The sequence below is a fragment of the Agrobacterium sp. genome (assembly GCF_059499945.1).
The window spans coordinates 318,695-341,593 of record NZ_JCABZP010000003.1; the positions used below are offsets into that span (position 1 = coordinate 318,695).

General features: G+C 61.4%; 20 protein-coding genes. 12 read left to right on the top strand and 8 right to left on the bottom strand.

The window, feature by feature from the left end; translation table 11 throughout:
• The first annotated feature begins 196 nt into the window (after positions 1 to 196).
• Positions 197 to 1,129: an endonuclease/exonuclease/phosphatase family protein gene (locus tag AC5I5B_RS03730; protein WP_111834701.1), complete on the top strand. Its 933-nt coding sequence runs from the start codon at positions 197 to 199 to the stop codon at positions 1,127 to 1,129.
• A gap of 9 nt (positions 1,130 to 1,138) precedes the next feature.
• On the opposite strand, the gene AC5I5B_RS03735 is transcribed toward AC5I5B_RS03730, so the two are convergent.
• The 3 genes from AC5I5B_RS03735 to AC5I5B_RS03745 all read right to left on the bottom strand — a co-directional run bounded on the left by AC5I5B_RS03735 (position 1,139) and on the right by AC5I5B_RS03745 (position 6,238).
• Positions 1,139 to 3,007, bottom strand: coding sequence for an ABC transporter ATP-binding protein (locus tag AC5I5B_RS03735; protein WP_111793509.1), 1,869 nt, complete (start codon positions 3,005 to 3,007; stop codon positions 1,139 to 1,141).
• A 124-nt stretch (positions 3,008 to 3,131) separates the two neighbouring features.
• A complete protein-coding gene (locus tag AC5I5B_RS03740; protein WP_111834700.1) occupies positions 3,132 to 4,982 on the bottom strand; it encodes an ABC transporter ATP-binding protein in 1,851 nt (616 codons plus the stop codon).
• 380 nt (positions 4,983 to 5,362) lie between these two features.
• Entirely contained in the window at positions 5,363 to 6,238 is an 876-nt protein-coding gene (locus tag AC5I5B_RS03745; RefSeq protein WP_111834699.1) for a phosphodiesterase, read from the bottom strand.
• Positions 6,239 to 6,472: 234 nt separating this feature from the next.
• On the opposite strand from AC5I5B_RS03745, the gene AC5I5B_RS03750 reads away from it, so the two are divergent.
• Both AC5I5B_RS03750 and AC5I5B_RS03755 read left to right on the top strand, forming a co-directional pair.
• Positions 6,473 to 6,934, top strand: coding sequence for a tRNA (cytidine(34)-2'-O)-methyltransferase (locus AC5I5B_RS03750; protein ID WP_020808686.1), 462 nt, complete (start codon positions 6,473 to 6,475; stop codon positions 6,932 to 6,934).
• A gap of 172 nt (positions 6,935 to 7,106) precedes the next feature.
• Complete coding sequence (locus AC5I5B_RS03755; protein ID WP_111834698.1) at positions 7,107 to 8,759, top strand: Na/Pi cotransporter family protein; 1,653 nt, start codon at positions 7,107 to 7,109, stop codon at positions 8,757 to 8,759.
• Positions 8,760 to 8,768: 9 nt separating this feature from the next.
• Here AC5I5B_RS03755 and AC5I5B_RS03760 read toward each other — a convergent pair whose 3' ends face one another.
• The gene (locus AC5I5B_RS03760) at positions 8,769 to 9,044 is read right to left on the bottom strand and encodes a hypothetical protein (protein WP_087744717.1); all 276 of its coding nucleotides are present in this window, start codon (positions 9,042 to 9,044) and stop codon (positions 8,769 to 8,771) included.
• 130 nt (positions 9,045 to 9,174) lie between these two features.
• On the opposite strand from AC5I5B_RS03760, the gene hemF reads away from it, so the two are divergent.
• The 3 genes from hemF to AC5I5B_RS03775 all read left to right on the top strand — a co-directional run bounded on the left by hemF (position 9,175) and on the right by AC5I5B_RS03775 (position 10,796).
• Entirely contained in the window at positions 9,175 to 10,086 is a 912-nt protein-coding gene (gene hemF, locus AC5I5B_RS03765) for an oxygen-dependent coproporphyrinogen oxidase (protein WP_111834697.1), read from the top strand.
• Positions 10,087 to 10,208: 122 nt separating this feature from the next.
• Positions 10,209 to 10,478 (top strand): hypothetical protein, encoded by a 270-nt coding sequence (locus AC5I5B_RS03770; protein ID WP_020011380.1) that lies wholly within the window; start codon positions 10,209 to 10,211, stop codon positions 10,476 to 10,478.
• A 132-nt stretch (positions 10,479 to 10,610) separates the two neighbouring features.
• Positions 10,611 to 10,796 carry a DUF1059 domain-containing protein gene (locus tag AC5I5B_RS03775; RefSeq protein ID WP_003523091.1) on the top strand — a complete coding sequence of 62 codons (186 nt, stop codon included), beginning with the start codon at positions 10,611 to 10,613 and terminating at the stop codon, positions 10,794 to 10,796.
• A gap of 26 nt (positions 10,797 to 10,822) precedes the next feature.
• On the opposite strand, the gene AC5I5B_RS03780 is transcribed toward AC5I5B_RS03775, so the two are convergent.
• The 3 genes from AC5I5B_RS03780 to AC5I5B_RS03790 are packed head-to-tail and all read right to left on the bottom strand — an operon-like array spanning position 10,823 to position 13,340.
• A complete protein-coding gene (locus tag AC5I5B_RS03780) occupies positions 10,823 to 12,079 on the bottom strand; it encodes a CCA tRNA nucleotidyltransferase (RefSeq protein ID WP_111834696.1) in 1,257 nt (418 codons plus the stop codon).
• Positions 12,076 to 12,714, bottom strand: a complete 639-nt coding sequence (locus AC5I5B_RS03785; RefSeq protein WP_004430201.1) for an NUDIX hydrolase — start codon at positions 12,712 to 12,714, stop codon at positions 12,076 to 12,078. The genes AC5I5B_RS03780 and AC5I5B_RS03785 overlap by 4 nt, the downstream gene beginning before the upstream one ends.
• A complete protein-coding gene (locus tag AC5I5B_RS03790; RefSeq protein WP_060725159.1) occupies positions 12,711 to 13,340 on the bottom strand; it encodes a DUF1285 domain-containing protein in 630 nt (209 codons plus the stop codon). The genes AC5I5B_RS03785 and AC5I5B_RS03790 overlap by 4 nt, the downstream gene beginning before the upstream one ends.
• Positions 13,341 to 13,515: 175 nt before the next feature.
• Between AC5I5B_RS03790 and AC5I5B_RS03795 the strand changes: the two genes are divergently transcribed.
• The 5 genes from AC5I5B_RS03795 to AC5I5B_RS03815 all read left to right on the top strand — a co-directional run bounded on the left by AC5I5B_RS03795 (position 13,516) and on the right by AC5I5B_RS03815 (position 20,862).
• Positions 13,516 to 14,526: an AAA family ATPase gene (locus tag AC5I5B_RS03795; protein WP_004430195.1), complete on the top strand. Its 1,011-nt coding sequence runs from the start codon at positions 13,516 to 13,518 to the stop codon at positions 14,524 to 14,526.
• A gap of 25 nt (positions 14,527 to 14,551) precedes the next feature.
• Positions 14,552 to 15,466 carry a DUF58 domain-containing protein gene (locus AC5I5B_RS03800; RefSeq protein WP_111834695.1) on the top strand — a complete coding sequence of 305 codons (915 nt, stop codon included), beginning with the start codon at positions 14,552 to 14,554 and terminating at the stop codon, positions 15,464 to 15,466.
• Entirely contained in the window at positions 15,463 to 18,273 is a 2,811-nt protein-coding gene (locus tag AC5I5B_RS03805) for a DUF4159 domain-containing protein (protein WP_111834694.1), read from the top strand. The genes AC5I5B_RS03800 and AC5I5B_RS03805 overlap by 4 nt, the downstream gene beginning before the upstream one ends.
• A gap of 1 nt (position 18,274) precedes the next feature.
• Positions 18,275 to 20,359 carry a hypothetical protein gene (locus tag AC5I5B_RS03810; protein WP_111834693.1) on the top strand — a complete coding sequence of 695 codons (2,085 nt, stop codon included), beginning with the start codon at positions 18,275 to 18,277 and terminating at the stop codon, positions 20,357 to 20,359.
• A gap of 89 nt (positions 20,360 to 20,448) precedes the next feature.
• The gene (locus AC5I5B_RS03815; RefSeq protein WP_087744731.1) at positions 20,449 to 20,862 is read left to right on the top strand and encodes a GNAT family N-acetyltransferase; all 414 of its coding nucleotides are present in this window, start codon (positions 20,449 to 20,451) and stop codon (positions 20,860 to 20,862) included.
• 14 nt (positions 20,863 to 20,876) lie between these two features.
• On the opposite strand, the gene AC5I5B_RS03820 is transcribed toward AC5I5B_RS03815, so the two are convergent.
• The gene (locus AC5I5B_RS03820) at positions 20,877 to 21,830 is read right to left on the bottom strand and encodes a LysR family transcriptional regulator (RefSeq protein WP_020808569.1); all 954 of its coding nucleotides are present in this window, start codon (positions 21,828 to 21,830) and stop codon (positions 20,877 to 20,879) included.
• Between the two features lie 86 nt (positions 21,831 to 21,916).
• Between AC5I5B_RS03820 and AC5I5B_RS03825 the strand changes: the two genes are divergently transcribed.
• Positions 21,917 to 22,882 (top strand): MBL fold metallo-hydrolase, encoded by a 966-nt coding sequence (locus AC5I5B_RS03825; RefSeq protein ID WP_111834692.1) that lies wholly within the window; start codon positions 21,917 to 21,919, stop codon positions 22,880 to 22,882.
• Positions 22,883 to 22,899: the final 17 nt, after the last annotated feature.

Genomic DNA, 22,899 nt, shown 5'->3' on the forward strand with positions numbered 1-22,899 from the left:
AACCGCGTCACTCTGTTTGATCGCAAAATATTGACCGACTTGGCAAGAGCAAAGCACACAAAGCCGCCGTAATTCTGCCGGAGGGGGCCGATTTGGCTCGCATTTTTTCGCCGCCCTTGGCAGGCGGGCAACATTGTGCGCATCCATGCCCCATGTTAGGAGACTTCAAGGGAGAGCTCGGAAAGCAGGGATTCGGATGACGGCGAAGCTCTCTTGCATGGTCTCCACGGCAGTGGCTGCCGTTCTGTTTATCGCCAGCCTGCGCTACGTCACCGATTTCTGGCTTCTCGCCTTCGTCACCAGCTTCCAGCTTCACATCGCGCTCGCCTGTATCCTGCTGTCATGCCTCGTCTTCTGGCTGACGCGCGATGCGGTTTCGGCTCTGCTTGTGGTCTGGTCGCTGGCGCTCGCCATCCATGCCGTGGCGATGCTGATGGAATTTTCCACATCCGCCACCGCTGCGCCTGATGCAAAGCCGTTTCGGCTGCTATCCTTCAACGTCTTGATGGACAATGCCGCCAATGCGGATGCGATTGCCGACAAAATTCTCGAATCGGGCGCGGATGCCGTCTATCTCTTCGAGGCGGCGGCATTGCAATCGGTTCTGCCCCGTCTGCAGCAAACCTACCCGCACAGGCTGGGCTGTTACACAGGCACATCCGGATGCGATCTGGTCATCCTGTCAAAAAGACCATTGCAGGAAGGCCGTTTCCACAGTCTCAGCGATCTGCGTCGCGACCGGTTTGCCATCGCCCATATCGACCTCGACGGCACGGAACTGACGCTTGCCGCCGGGCATATCACCAAGCCTTATTTCGACGATTATCATCGCGATGAACTGGATGAAGTCAGCGAAATCCTCTTTCGCGTCACCGGCCCGCTCATTCTCGCCGGAGATTTCAACTCGTCCAGCATAGCGCCCGATATGCGCGCCTTTCTCGCCGCCAACGACCTGAAGAAAGCCACCTTCGAACCCGCCACATGGCCGACGGAGGCCGGTCGTTTCGGCATCGCCATCGACCATATCTTCGCCCGCGAACCGGCAACGCTCATGAAAATCACCCGCCTGCCCGATAGCCTCGGTTCCAATCATTATGGCCTGATGGCGGATTTCATGATCGGGAAATAGTCGAAGGCCTTACTGCGCCGCCTCGTCCGCAGCGAGGAAGCCGCCCGACTGCCGCGCCCAGAGTTCCGAATAAAGACCGCCCTGCGCGACCAGATCGGAATGGCTGCCCTGTTCCACGATGCGCCCCTGATCCATCACGATCAGTCGGTCGAGAGCCGCGATGGTCGACAGGCGGTGGGCGATGGCCAGAACCGTCTTGCCCTGCATCAGCTCATCCAGATTGCTCTGGATCGCCGCTTCCACCTCCGAATCGAGGGCCGACGTCGCCTCATCGAGCACGAGGATCGGCGCGTCCTTCAGCATCACGCGGGCAATGGCGATGCGCTGGCGCTGGCCGCCGGAAAGTTTCACGCCGCGTTCGCCCACATGCGCGTCGAACCCTTTGCGCCCACGTTGATCCTCGAGCCTTGCGATGAAGTCGTCCGCCTTGGCGCGGCGCGTCGCCTCCTGCAATTGCGCTTCGGTCGCGTCGGTGCGGCCGAACATGATGTTGTCTCTGATAGAACGGTGCAGCAGCGACGTATCCTGCGTGACCATGCCGATATGGGCGCGCAGCGATTCCTGTGTCACCCCGGCGATATCCTGACCGTCGATCAGGATACGGCCTTTTTCGACATCGTAGAAACGCAGGATGAGATTGACGAGGGTGGATTTTCCAGCGCCGGAGCGCCCGACGATGCCCACCTTTTCACCCGCCCTGATATCGAGATTAAGATGGTCGATGACGCCGTTCGCCCGCCCGTAATGGAAACTGACATTTTCGAAACGGATGCTCGGCTTCTTGACCTCCAGCGCCTTCGCGTCAGGCCCATCGACGAGACCGATCGGCTGCGAAATCAGCTCGGCGGCATTCTGCACCGTGCCGAAATTGCGCATGATGCCGTTGAACTGCGTCATCAACCGTCCGAGCAGGAAGTTGAGGCGCAGCACCAGCGCCAGCGTGAAGGCGACCGCACCCGAACTGATCCTGCCGGAAAGCCACAGATCGATGCAGAGCGCCGCCATGGAAGTGATCATCACGCCAGACAGCAGCGCCATGGAAGCGCGCACGCCGGTGATGAAGCGCGTGAACGTCATGGTCGCATGCTGGAAAATATCGAAGCCCTGCCGCATGTAGCGGTCATTGGCATCATCGCGCCCGAACAGCCGGAGCGTCTGGATATTGCTATAGGCATCCACCATGCGACCGGAAAGCATGGAGGCGGCTTCCGCCGTTTCTTTGGAATGGTAGCGGATGCGTGGCACGAAATAACGCGCCAGCAGCGAGAAGATCGCCACCCAGACGAGGACGACGACCGCAAGCCGCCAGTCCAGCCCACCGATCAGGAACAGCATGGAGACCGAATAAATGCCGACGAACCAGACGCTTTCCATCAGCGAAGTGACGAGATCGCCCGCCGCCTGCCCGCCCGACCAGACCTTGGTGACGATGCGGCCTGAAAAATCATTCTGGAAGAAGGTCAGCGATTGCCGCGCCACGTGCATATAGGATTGCCAGCGCACCAGATTGTAAAAGCCGGGCGTGATGATCTGCTGGTCCACCAACGCCGTCACCATGGTGACGATAAAACGCACGATGCCGATCAGCACCAGCATGCCGACCAGCTCGCCGCCGTGGGCCGCAAGCAGCCCTGCCCAGCCCTCTTCCGGCTTCACGGTGGCGAGAATATCGACGAGACGTCCGACGAACCAGAAAAGCGCCGCCTCGATGGCCGCCGTCAGCCCGCCCAGCACCAGCATGGCGAAAAAGGGCGCCTTGGCCTGCGAGATATAGAACCAGATGAAGGCGAACGTGCTTTCAGGCGGCCGCAAATCGTCCTTGCGGGCGAAGGGCTTTATCCAGTTCTCGAAAAACTCGAAGATGCGGGTAATAACCATGATCCGGATATAGGAGGATTCCCGGAGCGGGAACAGCCGCCGAGGCTGCGGGAAGAGATTATATTTCGGTAACATTGCCCAAATGAAAAAGAGCGGGGAATGTTCCCCGCCCTTTCGCTTTTCCTCACTCAGCGGCCACTTCCGCCTCATGGTCGGCGATGAAGCCGCCGGACTGGCGCCGCCACAGGTCGGCATAAATGCCGCCCATTGCCGCCAGTTCCGCATGGCTGCCCGCTTCCACGATCCGGCCCTTGTCGAGAATGATGAGCCGGTCCATCTCGGTCAGCGTCGAAAGGCGGTGGGCGATCGCAATCACCGTCTTGCCTTCCATCAGCGAGAACAGGTTCTCCTGGATCGCCGCCTCGACTTCGGAGTCGAGCGCCGATGTCGCCTCGTCCAGCACCAGGATCGGGGCATTCTTGAGGAAGACGCGGGCGATCGCGATACGCTGGCGCTGACCGCCGGAGAGCTTGACACCACGTTCACCCACCTGGGCATCGAGGCCCTGACGACCGTGCATGTCGACAAGCGTCTCGATGAAGTCCCAGGCATTTGCCCGCTTCGCCGCCGCAATCACCTGTTCGTCGGTGGCCTCGGGGTGGCCGTAGGCGATGTTGTCGCGGATCGAGCGGTGCAGCAGCGAGGTATCCTGCGTCACCACCCCGATCAGCTCGCGCAGGCTGTCCTGCGACACCTTCGAGATGTCCTGGCCGTCGATGGTGATCCTGCCGCCTTCCAGATCGTAGAAGCGCAGAAGCAGGTTCATCAGCGTCGTCTTGCCCGCACCCGAGCGCCCGACCAGACCGACCTTCTCGCCCGGCTTGATATCGAGCGTCAGCCCGTCGATCACGCCCTTGTTCTTGCCGTAGTGGAAGCGGACGTTGTCGTAACGGATGGCGCCCTGCGGGGCGGCAAGCTCAGGCGCCTTGGGAACATCTACGATATCGTGCGGCTTCGTCATCATCGACATGCCGTCATAGACCGTGCCGATATTTTCGAACAGCGAGGTGACTTCCCACATGATCCATTGCGACATGCCGTTGACGCGCATGGCAAGGCTGATGGCGATGGCGACCGAACCGGCCGTGACCGAACCCTGCATCCAGAAATAAAGACCGAGCGTTGCAGTGGAAAACAGCACGACCGCATTGTTGAGGTCGATCAGGATGTTGAAGCCGGAAATCTTGCGCATCTGGCGGTGAACGGTCCCGAGAAACACGTTCATGCCCTCGCGCGCATATCTTTCCTCGCGGCCCGCATGGGAAAACAGCTTTATCGTCGAGATGTTGGTGTAGCTGTCGACGATCCGCCCCGTCATCATCGAGCGCGCATCGGCCTGTTCCTGCGCCAGCCGGCCGAGTTTCGGCACGAAATAAGCAAGAATTCCCATATAGATGCCGAGCCAGACCAGCAGCGGAATGACCAGCCGCCAGTCCGCCGCCGCAACCATGAACAGCATCGAAACGACGAAGCTGATCGCGTAGACGAACACGTCGATCACCTTCAGCGCCACTTCGCGGATCGCCAGCGCCGTCTGCATCACCTTGGTCGAAACCCGGCCGGCAAACTCGTTGGCGAAGAAGTTCATGGAGTGGCGTAGCAGGAAACGATGCATCTTCCAGCGCGCGATCATGCCGAAATTGCCGGCAAGCGTCTGGTGCATCGTCATGGTATGGATCGCGCCCATCAGCGGCAGCAGGAATAGCACCAGCCCGGCCATGACGATCAGATGCCACCCCTCGTCGGCAAAAAACGTCTCGCGATTGGCCGTGGAAAGCCAGTCGACGATATTGCCGAGGAATTTATAGAGCATGGCTTCGGCAATGGCGATGCCCATGGACATCAGGCCAAGCAGCAGCAGCCATGGCCATGCGGGCTTCACATAGTGCCACAGGAACGGCAAAAGCTTCTTTGGCGCCACGGAGGGCGCCGAAGCGGGAAAGGGATCGAGGCGTTTTTCAAACCAGCCAAACATAGGCCAAGCTCCGGCAATCAATCGCTCCATCGTGACATGGTGAGCGGACACAAATATGGCTCACGACGGAACGGAAAAGTCTTTGAACATGGCCGCAACAGCCACATGGTGAGTCGAAATATGGGAAACGCGGCCGGGCCGCAGAGTAACACCTAGGCCAGCAGCGGAACTACTGGGGCCGGGAGGCGAATACGAATGTCATTTGGCATGAGAACCTCCCTTGGCTGGTGTTGAAGACATGGCCTTGTAGCGCAAAAATTAAGCAATGACCAGCCGGAAAGACACCGAATACGCGAGAAAACACGCAAGTGCATCCTATATGGCGAACGGACGGAGATGACCCGCAAGGTCTCCGCCCGTTAAACGATGCCGACATCGCCTTATTCGGCTGCGTCCTGCGCTTCGCCGCTTTCATAGTCCGCAATCAACTCGGCCATTCCGGCCTGCGTATGACGCTTCAATTCCCGACGATCGCTGGGCTGGGGCGCAAAAGTCACGGTCAGGCCCGTATCCCTTATCGTGCCGATGGCGAAAGACGCGCCGGACACCATGCGCACGCCCTCATGCAGCCATAGCGGGTCAGTGGCGAAATGCTGGCCGATGCCGACCACGACGGGAATACCCTGCCAGTGCGACATGCGGTCGTAATGGATGTGGCCCGCCAGAATGCCGACGACATCATGCTCGAACAGCAGCTCGTCCAGAATCTCGGTATCGTCAAAGGAGAGGGATTCCCACTCCGCATCGGGACGGTCGAAATCAAGCGCCGGCGCATGGTGCATCACCAGCAGCTTCGGCAGTTCGGGGTGGTTTTCCAGCTCATCCTCGAGCCATTCGATCTGCCCGGGCTCGAAAGCCCCGCCGACCTTGCCGGGAATGCTTGTATCCATGACGATGATGTGGATGCCGGCAATGACTTCGGCATGATCATAGGGCTCATCCAGATCCTCATGGCGACCGAGCATCACCGGATAAAAACCATCGCGACGATCGTGATTGCCGAGCGCGAAGAGCACCGGCACATCCAGTTCGGCTTGCGCCATCAGGCGCTTGAGTTCTTCATAGCTGCCGGCATCGCCCCTATTGGTCAAATCGCCGCTGACGACGATGAATTCAGGCGGCGGCACGAGCGCCTTGATCTGCGCGAGCGTCGCGGAAAGCGTGGCCGAGGTCTCGGAATAAAGATCATCATCCTGCACCTGCGGATTGCCAATATGCAGATCGGTCAGATGGACGAAATTCACCCGTTCGGACATGGAATCCTCCTGTTGTCGCGTGCAGAAAATCCGACTCGAAATGGCCTGTCCCGACCATTCATGATCGTCCGGACAGACCTGACAATGTGTTGGTGAATGGGTAGCTGCGCTGTGTGTCACGCGAATGAATATCCGCTCGGGAACAACGCCTGGGAGGGACTTTTCCCAACGCACCTGTCGCTCGCCCCGCGCCCGTGATAATCGGACGGACGCTCCAACCGCAGTGAGAAGTCCATGCCCGACATCAGGATTGCCCTTTACCAGCCCGATATTCCCGGCAATACCGGCACCATCCTGCGGCTGGCCGCGTGTCTAGGCCTCGGCGTGGACATCATCGAGCCGGCCGGTTTCGATATTTCCGACCGCAATCTGAAACGGGCGGGCATGGATTATATTGCAGCGGCGGCGCTCACGCGCCATGTCAGCTGGGACCGTTTCGAGCAATGGCGGGCAACCACCGGCCGCCGGCTCGTTCTCGCCTCCACCAAGGCCGCCCTGCCCTATACTGACATCACTTACCGCACGGATGATATCCTGCTTTTCGGCCGTGAAAGTGCTGGCGTACCGGACCATGTGCATGAAAAGGCGGATGAGCGAATCATCATCCCGATGGTCGAGGGCCAGCGCTCCATCAACGTCGCCATGTCGGCGGCGATGATCACCGGCGAGGCTTTGCGCCAGACGGCATGGGCGTAAGCGCCATCTTTAACGCCAATTTTTCGGGCAAATACAAAATTTGACCGTTTTTACTTCAAAACTGTCGCAACCCGGCCTGTACCGGGGGCGTTGAGGCTCCTATACTCTTTAGCCGGACAATAAAAATCGCCCTCGCCGGAACCATGCCCCGGCGGGTGTGAGGAGACGTCGCATGCAATCCACCATTGTCATCGTCAACCTTCTCGGCGCAGTCGCACTGCTGCTGTTCGGTCTGTCCCAGGTCAAGGACGGCGTTACCCGCGCTTTCGGCATGAAACTGCGAAGCGTGCTGGCCACCGGCACCCAGAACGGTCCACGTTCCTTCTTTTCCGGATTTTTTGCGACGGTAGCGCTGCAAAGCTCGACGGCGACCGCGCTCACCGTCGCCTCCTTTGCCGAGCGTGACCTCATCAAGCCGCGCATGGCGCAGGTGGTGCTGCTCGGCGCCAATGTCGGCACCGCCGTTACCGCATGGATCGTGGCGGCCGGGGTGGAATGGCTGTCGCCGTTGCTGATCCTTGCCGGCATCGTACTGAAAAAGGGCAGTTCCAACGCCAGACAGGGCGGCGGGACAGCGCTGATCGGCATCGGCCTGATGCTTCTGTCGCTGCATCTTCTGAGCGGCGCGACCGAGCCGATGCGGGCCTCGCCGGCGCTCGGCGTCTTTATCGGGCTCCTTGATGGAGCATGGCCCGTCGCGCTGATCTTCTCCGCCGTGCTCGCCTTCGTCTCCTCTTCCAGCCTCGCGGTCGTGGTGCTCATCCTGTCGCTGGCCGCCACCGGCACGCTTTCCACCGGCCTCATCATCGTTCTCATTCTCGGCGCCAATCTCGGCGGCGCCATTCCGCCTGTTATCGCCACGCTTTCCGGCCCCGCCTCGGCGCGGCGCATCACCATCGGCAATCTTGTCGTGCGCACCATCGGCTGCCTCATTGCCATGCCGCTCGCCTCCTATGGCGCGGAACTCCTGCAGCAATTGCCGCTTTCGCCCACGAAATTGCCTGTTGATGCCCACCTCATCTTCAACGTCATTCTGGCGGCGCTGGCCTGGCCCTTCTCTGGCCTGATATCCGACCTGATGGCGAAACTGGTGCCGGGCGATCCCAAGGCTGAAGACGGCCCGAATTTCCTCGACCAGCAGGCGCTGGATATGCCGGTTGTCGCGCTTGCCAATGCTACCCGTGAGGTCCTGAGCGTCGGCGACAGCATCGAGCGGATGCTGATCCGCGCCGAAAACGCCTTCAAGCACAATGATCTGGCGCCGCTTCAGGAAGTCTCCCTGCTCGAAAAAAAGGTCGACCGCCGTCAGCAGGAGGTGAAGGTCTATCTGTCGCAACTGGGGCGCAAGGGGCTTTCCGACGAGGAAGCCCGCCGTTCGATCGCCATCATCGATTACGCGATCAATCTCGAACATATCGGCGATATCATCGAAAAGGGCATCTGCGAGCAGATCCGCAAGAAGGTGCTGAACAGCTTCAAATTTTCCGACGACGGTTATGAGGAGCTGAAGACGCTGTTCGACATGACCATCGAAAATCTGCGCGCTGCCCAGAGTATTCTGGTGACTGGTGATTTCGATCTCGCCCGCCGGCTGATGGAAAGCAAGGTGGATATACGCCGCCTCGAAAAGCTGTCCTCAAACCGCCATCTGGAGCGGCTGCGCGACGGACTGACGGAAAGCATGCAGACCAGTTCGCTGCATCTAGACATGCTGCGGGATTTGAAGCGCATCAACGCCCATATTGTTTCGGTGGCGCATCCCATTCTGGATGAAAGCGGCGTGCTGATCGAAAGCCGCCTGCGTTACGCCGAACCTCACTCCTGAAGGAAAATCTCAGTCAGCCGAGGGAAGCCGCCGCATGGTGAATTCTATGCGGTCGCCTTCCAGCTGCCGCCAGCTTTCCACTTCCGTCCAATAGGCCGCTTTGGGAAAGCTGTCGAACCATTCGCGCGCCTTGGCGCGGGCTTCCTCGCGGCCGAGACAGAAGGTCTGGCGCACGAACATGCCGTCACGCTTTTGTTCACCGCCGGCGCTTTCGCGTTCCTTGCGATGATTGGCGATCCTGCGCCTCAGCCCATCAAGGGGCGGCGGTCCGGCAAATTTCGTCATGATATTCACCTCTGGCACCTACATCGATAAAGATAGTGTCGGCGCGCCGCCTTGGCGAGTCGTATTTGTGCGCGGCGCAAACACCTGCTAGAGGCGGCGGGAGCAGACTTCACCGCAGGAGAAAGAAGATATGGAACGGCCAATCTTGCCGAAGGGCTTGCCCGAGGACATCGAAGACAAGAAGGCCACAGCCGAAGCCTGGTTCCAGCATCTGCGCGACACCATCGTCGCCTCCTTCGAGACCCTGGAAAACGATCTTACCGGCCCTCTTTCCGATCAGGAGCCCGGCCGTTTCGTGCAGAAAGACTGGCTGCGCGACAATGGCGAAGGCGGCGGCGGCAAGATGTCGATGATGGAAGGCCGCGTCTTCGAGAAGGTCGGCGTGCACACCTCCACCGTCCATGGCGAGTTTTCGCCCGAGTTCCGCAAGCAGATACCGGGTGCGGAAGAAGACCCGCGCTTCTGGGCCTCCGGCCTTTCGCTCATCGCCCATCCGGTCAATCCCAATGTGCCCGCGGTACATATGAATACCCGCATGGTCGTCACCACCAGCCACTGGTTCGGCGGCGGCGCGGACCTGACGCCGGTTCTCGGTCGTCGGCGGACGGAACAGGACCCGGACACCCAGCTTTTCCATCGCGCCTTCGAAATCACCTGCAACCGCCATCCGGTTGCCGATTACCCGCGATACAAGACGTGGTGCGACGAGTATTTCTTCCTGAAGCACCGCAATGAACCACGCGGCACCGGCGGCATCTTTTTCGACTGGCTGCACGCTGATGAGGAAAAAGGCGGCTGGGACGCCAATTTCACCTTCGTGCAGGATGTCGGCCGCGCCTTCAATCTCGTTTATCCGAAAATCGTCCGCGCCAATTTCAACCAGAACTGGACGGAAGAGGACCGCGACGAGCAGCTTATCCGCCGCGGTCGCTATGTGGAATTCAACCTGCTTTATGACCGCGGCACGATCTTCGGCCTGAAGACGGGCGGCAACGTTGAATCGATTCTGTCCTCGCTGCCGCCGGTGGTGCGCTGGCCTTAAAAAATCTCACGCAAATTTGACGCTCATCAGCCATTTTGTCGCAAATAGCGCAAATTAGGACTTATGGAAAAATCAAGGCAGTGGTAGTCTCCTCCCGCAGACGTACTGGAGGAGCTATCGTCATGATTACTTCGAACAGCATGCCTATCTCTGCTTCCGTCGAGGAAGCGCCGCAATCCATCGATACCCCTGATCTGATCGACCGTCTGGCAGCGGAAATGCGCGCCACGGGTGATCGTGAACTGCCGCATTCCTTTTATGTCGAACAGGTGAAACGCTCCCTTGCCGGACAAAAAACGGCACGGCGGGCAGCCAATGACGAAATGCCTCGTACAAAAATTCCGGCAGCTGGCACATCCTCTGTGTTCCAGTGCTGGGCAATGCCCGAATAGGGGGCCCGAATAGGGGCCCGAACAGGGTTGAAGGACGCCGCTCTGGAACATAAGCGGCGAACTTTCGTTTCATGACCGAAGGACAGCATGTCACTTCAATGCTGTCCTTCGCTGAAACAGGGAGGCAAGACCATGAGACTTTTTGAATGCGGAACGCTCGTGCCCGGCTGTGCCTGGCATACGCGCGCAGATGACGACGCTGAAGTCGTCCGCCGCACGGTGGAGCACATGCGCTCGGCCCACGGCGAAACCGTCATCCGCGAAAACATGATCGAGAACATCAAATCCCGCATCCGCGACGAAGCGAATGCGGCGTAAGCCGCAACGCCTTCGTTGCTGCGACTTCAATTCTCCAGCATATCCTTCAGCCGGGCGGTCAGCGCTGCCCGGTCAAGGGAGAAATTGACGTCGATCCACTTTTCCTCAAGGCTTTTCAGCACTTCGCCCACCTTCGGGCCAGCCTCGACGCCTGCCGCCATCACATCCACGCCGCTCAGGGGGAATCCGGGCTTGTGGAATTTTTCCGCCCGCGCCAGCAGGGTCGAAAGCCGCGCCACCTTCTGCATGGCCGTGTCGCCAGCCGAAACATCTGCACGGGCGGCGGCAAGCGCAAGCTTCAGCCGTGTCTTCACCCCTTCTACACCCTGACGGTAAAGCAGCCGGTCAAGCGCCGTCTCCTTCAGTTCGGGGTCAGCCGCCGGTGCCGAAGCCCAATGGGTAAGATAGGCAGCTTCGGCCTTTGACAGCCGGAGGCGCGCGGCAAGGGCGACCAGCCTGTCCCTATCGGGCGGCAGGATGGCGGAAAGCCGCAGCATCGGGTCCACCGCCCAGCCAAGAGCCTGTTCCGTCGCCACCAGCCCGTGAATGGCGTCGATACCCCATTTCTCGGTCTCGGGAAGAATTTCCGTCAGCACACCCGATTGCCGCATCCATAAAAGAGCGCGGGAGGGATCGCGCGCGGAAAGCAGCTTTTTCAGCTCGCTCCAGACCCGCTCGGCCGAAAGGGTGCCCAGCTTGTCCTTGGCCCGCGCGCTGGCCCGCAAGCCATCGGCATCAGGACGGCCGGAGCCGTAGTGGGCGAAAAAGCGGAAAAAGCGCAGAATCCGCAGGTAATCTTCCGAAATCCGCATCGCCGCATCGCCGATGAAGCGCACGGTTCCGGTTTCGATATCGGGTAGCCCATTGATAAGATCGATGATCTCGCCCTTTTCATCGGCATAAAGAGCATTGATGGTGAGATCGCGCCGCTCGGCGTCGGTCTGCCAGTCGGTGCCGAAAGCCACCTGTGCATGACGCCCATTGGTCTCGACATCACGGCGCAGCGTCGTTACCTCGAAACCTTCGCCATCGATCACCAGCGTTACCGTGCCGTGCTCTATGCCTGTTGGAACCGCCTTGATGCCCGCAGCCTTCGCCCGCGCCACCACCACATCGGGGGTGAGCGTCGTCGCCAGGTCGACATCGACGACCGGCAGGTCCATCAGCGCATTGCGCACCGCGCCGCCGACGATCCGCACCTCGCCGCCATCGGCATTCAGAAGCGCAAAGATGCGCTTCAGCGCCGGTTTTTCGAACCAGTCCCGCCCGGCAAGGCTGCTCATGAATAAAACCTCTCGTAAATCGTCCTGACGATGCCCGCCGTAATGCCCCAAATGTAGCGTTCGCCATAGGGCATTTCATAGAAAAACCGCTCCTTCCCCTGAAAGATGCGGCTGCCGCGCCCGTGATTGGCCGGGTCCATCAGGAAGGACAGCGGCACCTCGAAAACCTCATCCACTTCCGTTGGATTAAGCGTCAGGTCAAAACCGGGACGGACGACCGACAGTACCGGCTTGATGCGAAAACCCGTCCCGGAAATATAGTCCGGCAGGCGCCCCACCGTTTCCACGAAAGACCTGGAAAGGCCGATTTCCTCTTCCGTTTCGCGCAGGGCCGCCTCCTCCGGCGTGCGGTCTTCGGCATCGATGCCGCCGCCCGGAAAGGAAATCTGGCCGGAATGTTTGCGCAAAGTGGAGGTGCGCTGGGTGAAGATCACCCGCGCATCGTTGCCGTCATCGATAACGGGCACCAGCACGGCGGCATCCTTCAGCCTGATGCCGTTCCCAGAGAGAACCACGCCCGGATTGAGCACATGGTCGCCATTTTCGCGCTCGGCCACGCCCTCGCCTTCCTGCAACACCCGGCGGCGGAAATCGCTAGCGGTAAAAGCCTTGAGGCCCGTTGTCGTCATAGTCATTGCGAAAGCCGTTCCAATTCATTGGCGGGCATCACCGGAAAGACGACCCCGCCCGAGCGTACGGCGAACATGTCGATACCATCAACGTCGATCACTTCACCGAGCGCAACGAGATCATACATCACCGCCCGCGAGATCAGTGCCTCCAGCCGGCCGCGCACCAGAAGATAGGGTTTCAATTCGCGGTTCTCACCGAAAATTTCAAACCGCAGCGGATACTCCGGCCCCGCCTCCACCACATCACCGACATTGGTGCGGAAGGTGAGCAGCGGCTCGCCATCCTTCTCACCCGCGGTCACCTTCATTTCGACGGCGACGAAAGGCGCATCGACGACCCGGATGCCGACTTTTTCCACAGGAGTTACGAGATAGGTTTTGCCGTCCTCATCCTTGCGCAGAACGGTGGAAAACAGCCGCACCAGCGGCGCCCTACCAATGGGCGTGCCGAGGTAGAACCATGTGCCGTCGGCGCGGATTTCCATGTCGAGATCGCCGCAAAAGGGCGGATTCCAGCGTTCCACCGGGGCCGGCCCGCGTTTGGCATCGCCAGTCTGTTCGGCGGCGCGGGAAATCATCGCCGCCAGCCCCGCCGCATCACCTGCCGAATTTATCGTCTCCGCTGCCATATTCGAGTCTCGCTTTGCCGATAAGGAAATACTAAGTCACGACATAGTCATTCGAATGGCGCTTGTCAGCGGCCAAGAGAGCAATAAGCTATATGCAGCGCAAAATCCGTCCCGGCCAGCGGCCAGCAAAACCGGGATGCGACTGTGACAGCGGCGAAGGTATGAGGAGAGCGACATGGGCGTGATGAATACCGGCGAAACCCTCGATGAAAAGGCCATCGTCGCCTCGGCCGAAAAGGCGCTTTCCGACATTGCGGCCATCCGCACGGAAGTCTCCAAGGTCATTTTCGGCCAGGAAAAAGTGGTGCAGAACACGCTTCTCGCCATCCTCTCGGGCGGCCACGCATTGCTCGTCGGTGTTCCCGGCCTTGCCAAGACCAAGCTCGTCACCACGCTCGGCACCGTGCTCGGCCTCGATGCCAACCGCATCCAGTTCACGCCTGATCTCATGCCGTCGGATATTCTCGGCTCCGAAGTCATGGATCAGGACGAAAACGGCCGCCGTTCCTTCCGTTTCATCAAGGGCCCGGTTTTCGCGCAATTGCTGATGGCCGATGAAATCAACCGCGCCAGCCCGCGCACGCAGTCCGCTCTTCTGCAGGCCATGCAGGAATATCACATCACCATGGCCGGCCAGACCTATGAGCTGCCGAAGCCGTTCCACGTCCTGGCCACCCAGAACCCGCTGGAACAGGAAGGCACCTATCCGCTGCCCGAAGCCCAGCTCGACCGCTTCCTGCTTCAGGTGGATGTCGGTTATCCCGAACTTGCCGCGGAGCGCCAGATCCTGCTCGATACGACAGGCACCGCCTCTGGCGAAGCACGCGGCGTGATCGATGCCGAACGCCTGATGGAAGTTCAGGCCCTCATCCGCCAGATGCCGGTCAGCGACAAGGTCGTGGACGCGATCCTTTCGCTCGTCCGTTCCGCCCGCCCCGGCCATGGCAACAAATTGACCGACAAACACGTTGTCTGGGGCCCGGGCCCGCGCGCAGGACAGTCGCTGATGCTGACCGCCCGCGCCCGTGCGCTCTATGAAGGCAGGCTCGCACCGTCGCTGGACGATGTCTATGCGCTCGCCGAGCCGGTGCTGGAACACCGCATGGCGCTGACGTTTGCGGCCCGCGCCGAAGGCATGTCGGTGCGCGATGTCATCGCAGCCCTCGTGGAGCAGGCGAAGAACTGAACGCACGTTCGCGAAAGGACTGCATGTGGCATCCATCGGCCAGATCGTAGACAAGACGCCGGGTAGCGAAGTTCTGGCGCGTGCGCGCCAGCGCGCCGCACTGGTGCCGGACTGCATGGTCGAGGCAAAACGCATCGCCAACACCGTCACCGCCGGCTGGCACGGCCGCCGCAAGCGCGGCACCGGTGAGAATTTCTGGCAATTCCGCCCCTATGCCGAAGGCGAGAGCCTGTCGCGCATCGACTGGCGGCGCTCGGCCCGCGACGATCATACCTATGTGCGTGACCGGGAATGGGAAGCCGCCCACACCATCTGGCTCTGGGCCGACATGTCGCCGTCGATGATGTTCAAATCCACCCTCGGCTCCGTTTCCAAGGAAAGCCGGGCGCTGGTGCTGATGCTGGCGCTGGCGGAAATCCTTGCGCGCTCGGGCGAGCGCATCGGCTGCCCCGGCATCATGGAGCCGGTCTCGGCCAGAAATGCCGCCGAACGGCTGGCCACCGCCATCATGCATGCGCCGCTGACAACAGGCATGCCGGAAACGGGCATGATCCGCGGCGCGAGCGATATCGTCCTCATCGGCGATTTTCTCGATGATGCGAAAAATGTGATGGAGCGGATTTCGCCGCTCGCGCGGCGGGGCTTACGTGGCCATGTGGTGGAAATCGCCGATCCGGCCGAGGAAACCTTCCCTTATTCCGGCCGCACCGAATTCACTGATCCGGAAACCGGCGAAAAACTCGTGTCCGGCCGCGCCGAAACCATTCGCGAGGACTACACTCGCGCCTATCTCGCAAGGCGCGAGGCCTTGTCCTCATCGCTGCGCCGTCTCGGCTGGAACTTCGTGTTCCACCGCACCGATCACCTCGCTTCCGAGGCGCTCGTCGCTGTTCACATGTATCTTTCCGGCGCGCCCGCGCAAGGCGGTGGCCATCGATGAGCGCGTTGCCTTTCGTGTTTACCAGCCCCTACATCCTCTTCGGCCTTCTGGCGCTGCCCGCCATCTGGTGGCTGCTGCGGCTCACGCCGCCGCGCCCCAAGGCGGAAGTCTTTCCGCCGCTGAAGATTCTGGCGACGGTGCTGAAACGCGAGGAAACGCCGTCGAAAAGCCCGTGGTGGCTGACCCTTCTGCGCATGGCGCTCGCCGCCGCCGTGATTTTTGCCTTGGCGGACCCGGTCGTGAACCCGCGCAACAGCAGCATCGCCGGCAGCGGTCCGCTGGTGCTCGTGGTCGATAATAGCTGGGCCTCCGCGCCCGACTGGGAGCGGCGCGTGGCAACCGCGCAAGCTCTGATCGGAGATGCCGAACGGGCTGAACGCCCGGTTTCCATCGTTTTCACCGCCGACGCCGAACATGACGCCGTGCCGGGAACGACAGCCGTGGCGCTGGACAAGCTCGCCGCAGCAAAACCGAAGCCGCTGGTTCCCGATCGTATCCGCACGGCAGAGGCCATCACCGAAGCGCTGAACGGTACGCCCCCCGGCACGCTCGCCTATATCACCGATGGCGTGCAGAGTGCGCAGGATGAAAGCGCGATGAGAACGCTTGCCAGCCTCTCGCCCGCCGAATTCCGCATCGTGAAGGGCGATGGCAAGGCGATCACCGCCATATCAGGCGCCACCAACAATGCCGACGCCATGAGCGTCACGCTTTCACGGCTGGATACCGCCGAAGCCGCGCGGCTGACCGTGAATGCGCAGGACAGCCAGGGCCGCATCCTCGCCAATGGCACCGCCAGCTTCGCGCCCGGCGAGGCCGAGACGACGGCGACGGTGGAAGCGCCCTTCGAACTGCGCAACGATTTCGCCCGCCTTTCCCTCGAAGGTGTCTCGACGGCGGGTGCGGTGCATCTTCTCGATGACGGCTTCCGCCGCCGCCGCGTGGCGCTGCTGGCCGGCGAAACCGGCAATGATTTCCAGCCGCTGCTGCAGCCGCTTTATTATATCAGCCGCGCCCTGCAGCCTTTTGCCGATCTCATTCCGCAGCGGCAGGCCGATCTGGCGCAGGCGATCCCGGAAATCCTGCAATCCAACCCCTCCGTCATCGTCATGGCTGATATCGGCCGCCTGCCGCAGGAAACCTATGAGCCGATGCAACGGTGGCTGGCCGGCGGCGGCACGCTGATCCGTTTTGCCGGACCGCGCCTTGCCGCGGCCCCAGCCGACGATCCGCTGGTGCCGGTAACACTCAGGCAGGGCGAGCGTGCGCTCGGCGGCGCGCTCTCCTGGGCCGAGCCGCAGCCGCTTGCCGATTTCCCGAGTTTTGGCGCCTTCGCCGGCATGCCGAAGGCCGATGGCATTCTCGTCAAACGCCAGGTTCTGGCCGAACCGACACCGGATCTGGCTGAGCGCACCTGGGCCAGCCTTGCCGATGGCACGCCGCTCGTCACCACCCGTAACGTCGAGGCAGGCCGCATCGTGCTCTTCCATGTCAGCGCCGAAGCAAGCTGGTCCGACCTGCCGATCTCAGGCCATTTCGTCGATATGCTGCGCCGTATCGTGCAATTGTCGAAGGCGGGCGGCGCTTCCGCCAACGCCAATGCCCCGGCGGCCGCCCTGCCGCCCTTCCGGCTGCTCACGGCCGAAGGCGCACTGTCGGCCGAAATCGGCACTGCCCGGCCGCTCGAAATGCGCGCCGGCCAGCCGCCCCGCACCGGTTTCGACAATCCCCCCGGCCTTTACGGCACAGAGGATGGTTTCGTGGCTCTCAATCTCTTAGCCGCTGGTGCGACGCTGCGCCCCCTCGACACGTCGGCCGCCGGTATCAGCACGTCAAACGAAGCGCTGATCGGCGAAACGGCAAAATCCCTGCGCCCCGCCCTCTTCATCGCCGCCTTCCTGATGCTGATTGCCGATAGCCTGATCGTGCTCTTCATGAACGGCGCATTCGCCCGCCTGCCAAAAGCCCGCAGCGCCACCGCCGCCACCCTGCTTCTGGCGCTTGGCGCCTTTGCCACCATGTCGCCAACGGACGCGCGCGCCGACGATCCGAAACCCGGCGACGAGCAGATATTCGAGCGGCTGGACACTACGCATCTCGCCTATGTCCACACCGGTGAAGACGATGTCGACCGCATTTCCGAGCAGGGCCTGCAGGGTCTCAGCGAATTCCTGACCTGGCGCACGACGCTGGAGCCCGGCCAGCCGGTCGGTCTCGATATTTCCAAGGATGAATTGTCCTTCTATCCCATCATCTACTGGCCGGTTTCCGCCACGGCACCGATGCCGTCAAGCGCCGCCATCTCGCGTATCGACGCCTACATGCGCGCCGGCGGCACGGTACTGTTCGATACGCGCGACCAGTTCTCTTCGCTCGACACCGGCGCGACCAGCCCTAACGGCGAACGCCTGCAAGCGATCCTCGCCAATATCGACATTCCGCCCTTGGAGCCCGTGCCGGAAGACCATGTTCTGACGCGCTCTTTCTACCTGCTCACCAATTTCCCCGGTCGTTACAACGGCTCGCCGCTCTGGGTGGAATCGCGGCAGGGCGCGGCCAAGACCACGTCGGGCCTTTCCTCCTCCGGTGATGGCGTGACGCCGATCATGATCACGGGCAATGATTTTGCCGGTGCATGGGCCGTCGATGCGCAGGGCGCGCCGGTTCTGCCCACCGTGCCGCCGGACGAGATGCAGCGCGAACACGCCTTCCGCTCCGGCGTCAACATCATGATGTATATGCTGACCGGCAACTACAAGGCCGATCAGGTCCACGTTCCCGCACTTCTCGAACGGTTGGGGCAGTGACATGACATTGACCTTCGCCCCCTTCCTGCCGTGGATCGTAATCGCCGTTCTGGCAGTCGCAGCCCTCGCCCTTTCCTTCATCGGCCTGTGGCGCGGCGTGCGCGGTGCATGGCTGCGCGGGCTGGCGCTTGCCGCGCTGCTTGCCGCCATCGCCAATCCGCTCCTGACACAGGAGGAGCGCGAGCCGCTCTCCACCATCGTCCCCGTCATCGTCGACCGCTCGCAGAGCCAGGACGTGCAGGACCGGCCGCAGATGACCGATACGGCGCTGGAGACGCTGAAAGACCGGCTCTCGCGCTTCCCGCGCATCGAACCGCGCATTGTTGAAGTCCGCGACAATGGTGAGAGCGATTCCCCCTCGACACAGCTTTTCTCGGCGCTTTCCTCTGCCGTCTCGGATGTCTCACCATCCCGCGTCGGCGGCGCGATCTTCCTCAGCGACGGCCAGATTCACGATATTCCCAACGCCTTGCCCAATGCCGAACAGGCGCTGGGCTTCCGCGCGCCGGTCCATGGGCTGATCACCGGCAAGGCCGATGAATTCGACCGCCGTATCGAGATTGTCCGCGCCCCGCGCTTCGGCATCGTCAATGAAGAACAGCAGCTGACACTGCGCGTCTTCGATGACGGCCGCCCCGCCGGCGGCGGTTCCGCGGAAGTGACCGTGAAGATGAATGGCGAAGAAATCGCCACGCTGCAGGCCACGCCCGGCCAGCCGACGCCGTTCAGCTTCAAGGTTCCGCGTGGCGGCAACAATGTCATGGAGTTTTCCGTCGCCGAGCTTCCGGGCGAAGTGACGGCCGCCAATAACCGTGCCGTTCACCTCATCGAAGGCATACGACAGAACCTGCGCGTGCTGCTCGTTTCCGGCGAACCCCATGCCGGTGAACGCGCCTGGCGCAACCTCCTGAAATCCGACGCCTCGGTCGATCTGGTGCATTTCACCATTCTGCGCCCGCCCGAAAAACAGGACGGCACGCCCATCAACGAACTCTCGCTGATCGCCTTCCCGACCCGCGAACTGTTCGTTGAGAAGATCAATGATTTCGACCTCATCATCTTCGACCGCTACCAGCATCGCGGCGTGCTGCCGATCCTTTATTACGATTACATCGCCCAATATGTCGAAAAGGGCGGCGCGCTTTTGATCGCCGCCGGGCCGGAACATGCCGGTCAGGATTCGATCGCCATGACGCCTTTAGCCTCCGTGCTGCCGGCGCAGCCGACGGGTCAGGTGCATCAGGCCGCTTTTTACCCCCGTCTTTCGGAGGCGGGCAAGAAACACCCCGTCACTCGCGGGCTGGAAGGCTCCGGCAACGAGCCGCCGCAATGGGGCCGCTGGTTCCGCACCATCAGTGTCGACCCGCCGCAGGGCCAGACCGTGATGCTGGGCGACGGACAGGACCCGCTGCTGGTGCTGAACCGGCAGGGCGAAGGCCGTGTCGCCATGCTGCTGTCGGATCAGGGCTGGCTGTGGGCGCGCGGTTACGAAGGTGGTGGCCCGCATGTGGCGCTTTACCGCCGCATCGCCCACTGGCTGATGAAGGAGCCGGAGCTTGAAGAAGAGGCGCTGACGGCGCGCGCCAACGGCCGCACCCTGCAGATCACCCGCCAGACCATTGGCGACGATCCCGGTCAGGCGAGCGTGCGTTTCCCTTCCGGCAAAACGGAAAATATGGCCTTCACCAGCGCCGAGCCCGGTCTTTACAGGATCGAGCGCCGCATGGATGAAACCGGCCTGTTCGAAATCAAGAACGGCGATTTCACCACCCTCGTCCATGTCGGCGCGGTGGATGCACCGGAATTCAAGGCGATGATTTCGACGACCGAAACCCTGAAACCGCTGGCAGACGCCACCAAGGGCAGCGTGCACCGTGTCGCCGATAGTTCCGGCCGTATCGCGCTGCCCGATATATTGCCCGTCCGCGGCGATATCAGGGTTGCCGATGAGGATCGCATGCTGATACGCATGACCGACGAGACGGTGCTGAAAGGCGTCAACACCCTGCCGCTCTTTGCCGGTTTTGCCGGGCTTGCCGCCCTGCTGCTCGCCTTCTCCGCGCTCTGGTGGCGTGAGGGCCGGTAAGGGCGTTTCGGCCCGGCGGCAGCGCCGGGCTTTCCCGTCTCCGATTGGAAATCGAAAGCGGTCGCCACCCCGGCGTCTGGAGAGAAACCATGAATTTCATTTTGAGCGACGTCGCGGATCCAGAAGCCGAAAAGGCCATCCGCGATCCGCTGGTGGCCTATAATCTCGCCCGTTTCGGCGAAAGCGACAAACGCGAACTCATCATCACCATCCGTGACGACGAAAACATTGTTACCGGCGGTCTGGTTGGCCATACCGCCCGCGGCTGGCTTTACGTGCAGCTTCTTTTCATACCGGAAACCATGCGCGGTCGGGGCACGGCCCCCAAGCTGCTTGCAATGGCCGAGGAAGAAGCCAGAAAACGCGGCTGCATGGGCGCCTATATCGACACGATGAACCCGGATGCCCTGAGAACCTATGAACGCTACGGCTTCACCAAAATCGGCTCGCTTGGCCCCCTTTCCAGCGGCCAGTCGATCACCTGGCTGGAGAAGCGGTTCTAAATTGCATAAAGCTGCTAAGCCGCGATCCCCGATACCTCACCATCCACCGTCCGGCCCATAGCCTCGCGAATCTGCTGGCGAAGCCACACGGCCCCGGCATCCGCGTCGGTCTGCAGGGCCCAGACCATGGCGACGGGTGGGAAATTCAACGCCACCGGCACCGGGCTTATTTCCAGCCCCAGCAACGGCGCATAACGCAGCGCGATACGCGAGGACACGGTGGCCAGCACCGCCGAAGATCGCGCCGTTGCCAGTACCGAAAGAAAATCCGGCGCGGCGGCAACGACGTCGATCTCCAATCCGCTCAGCTCCAGCGCGTCCTTGATGCAGCCGTGCAGGCTGTCCGTCTGCGATATGACCGCATGTTTGGCCGCCACATAGGCGTCCAGTCCCACGGGATTGGGCAGATCAAGGAGAGCCGGGTTGAAACAGCAGAATACGCTGGAAGAATAGAGCGGTTCGCAATGGTGGCGCTGCTCTTTCGAATAGGTGCATCCGACAGCCATGTCGATCACACCCGTATCCAGCATCGCCGTGATTTCCTGCTCCTGCCCGTTGCGGGCGAGAATACGGATACCGGGCGCAATCTCCCGCAGCCGCGCCGTCAAATCCGGCAAAAGCAACAGTTCCACCTCGCTCGACATGCCCAGCCGGAATGTGCGGCGCTCCGTTGCCGGATCGAACACATCCGCCGTCAGCACCGCCGCCTGCGCCTGCCTGAGCGCCTGTCTCACCGGCCCGGCCAGATTGAGCGCCCGCGCCGTCGGCTTCATCTCCTGCCCCACGCGGATGAAAAGCTCGTCTTGAAACAGGGTCCGCAGGGTGGAGAGATTATGGCTCATGGCCGGCTGCTGGATTTTCAGCCGCCGCGCGGCGCGCGTGACATTCATTTCCTCCATCATCGCATCGAAGGCGATGAGAAGGTTGAGGTCGAAAGAACGAAGATTGAAATGATCGATAGTTTGCATAAGTCACATCGATTTGATTGCTGACCTCTCTACACTTAGCTGGAGTACGGAAAGTTTCAAGACGTTCCCCAACCCAGGAGCCCTCAATGCCGTCACGTCGCTCACTTCTCAAAGGCGCCGCCAGCGCCATCATCGCCGCCCCCTTCGTTGCACCCTCCCTCGCCTTCGCCAAGGCGCCGCTCGCCGCCACACAGGCACCCGGCTTTTACCGGCTGATGGTCGGCAAGGTGGAAGTCACCGCGCTTTCGGACGGCGTCATCGCGCTGCCGCTTGCCAAAATCTACACCAACACCACGCCGGAACATGCGACAAAGGTGCTGCAGGATGCCTTCCTGCCGGAAGAAACGCCCACCTCGGTCAACGCGTTTCTCGTCAACACCGGCGACAGGCTGGTGCTGATTGATGCCGGCACCGGCACCTATCTCGGCCCAAGCCTCGGCCGGCTCGTCGCCAATATCGAGGCCTCAGGCTACAAGGCGGGGGAGATAGACGATGTTATCCTCACCCATATCCATACCGACCACTCCGGCGGGCTGTCTGCGGATGGCAAACGCGTCTTTGCCAATGCGACCCTGCACGTCAACAAGCGCGAAGCCGCTTTCTGGCTTGATGAGGCAAAGGCCAAGGCGGCGCCCGAAGCGCTGAAGAAGGGTTATGCCGAAGCGAAGGAAAGCATCCAGCCCTATATCGATGCCGGCAAGTTCGAGACATTCGGTGATAGTGCCGCGCCGGTTCCCGGCCTCGGCTCTATCCTTTATGCCGGCCATACGCCGGGCCACAGCGGCATCGTTCTGGAAAGCGACGGCCAGAAAATCGTCTTCTGGGGCGATATCACCCATGGCGATATCCTCCAGTTCGATGAACCTGATGTCGCGATCGAATTCGACGTCGACCAAGAGGCTGCCGTCGCCGCCCGCGATCTGGCATTCCGGCAGGCGGTGGAAGGCAAATATCTGGTGGCAGGCGCCCATATCGCCTTCCCCGGCATAGGCCATGTGCGCACCGACAGCACCAATTACGATTGGCTTCCGGTCAATTACACGACGCTTTAACTGCAGAGCGGAATGGC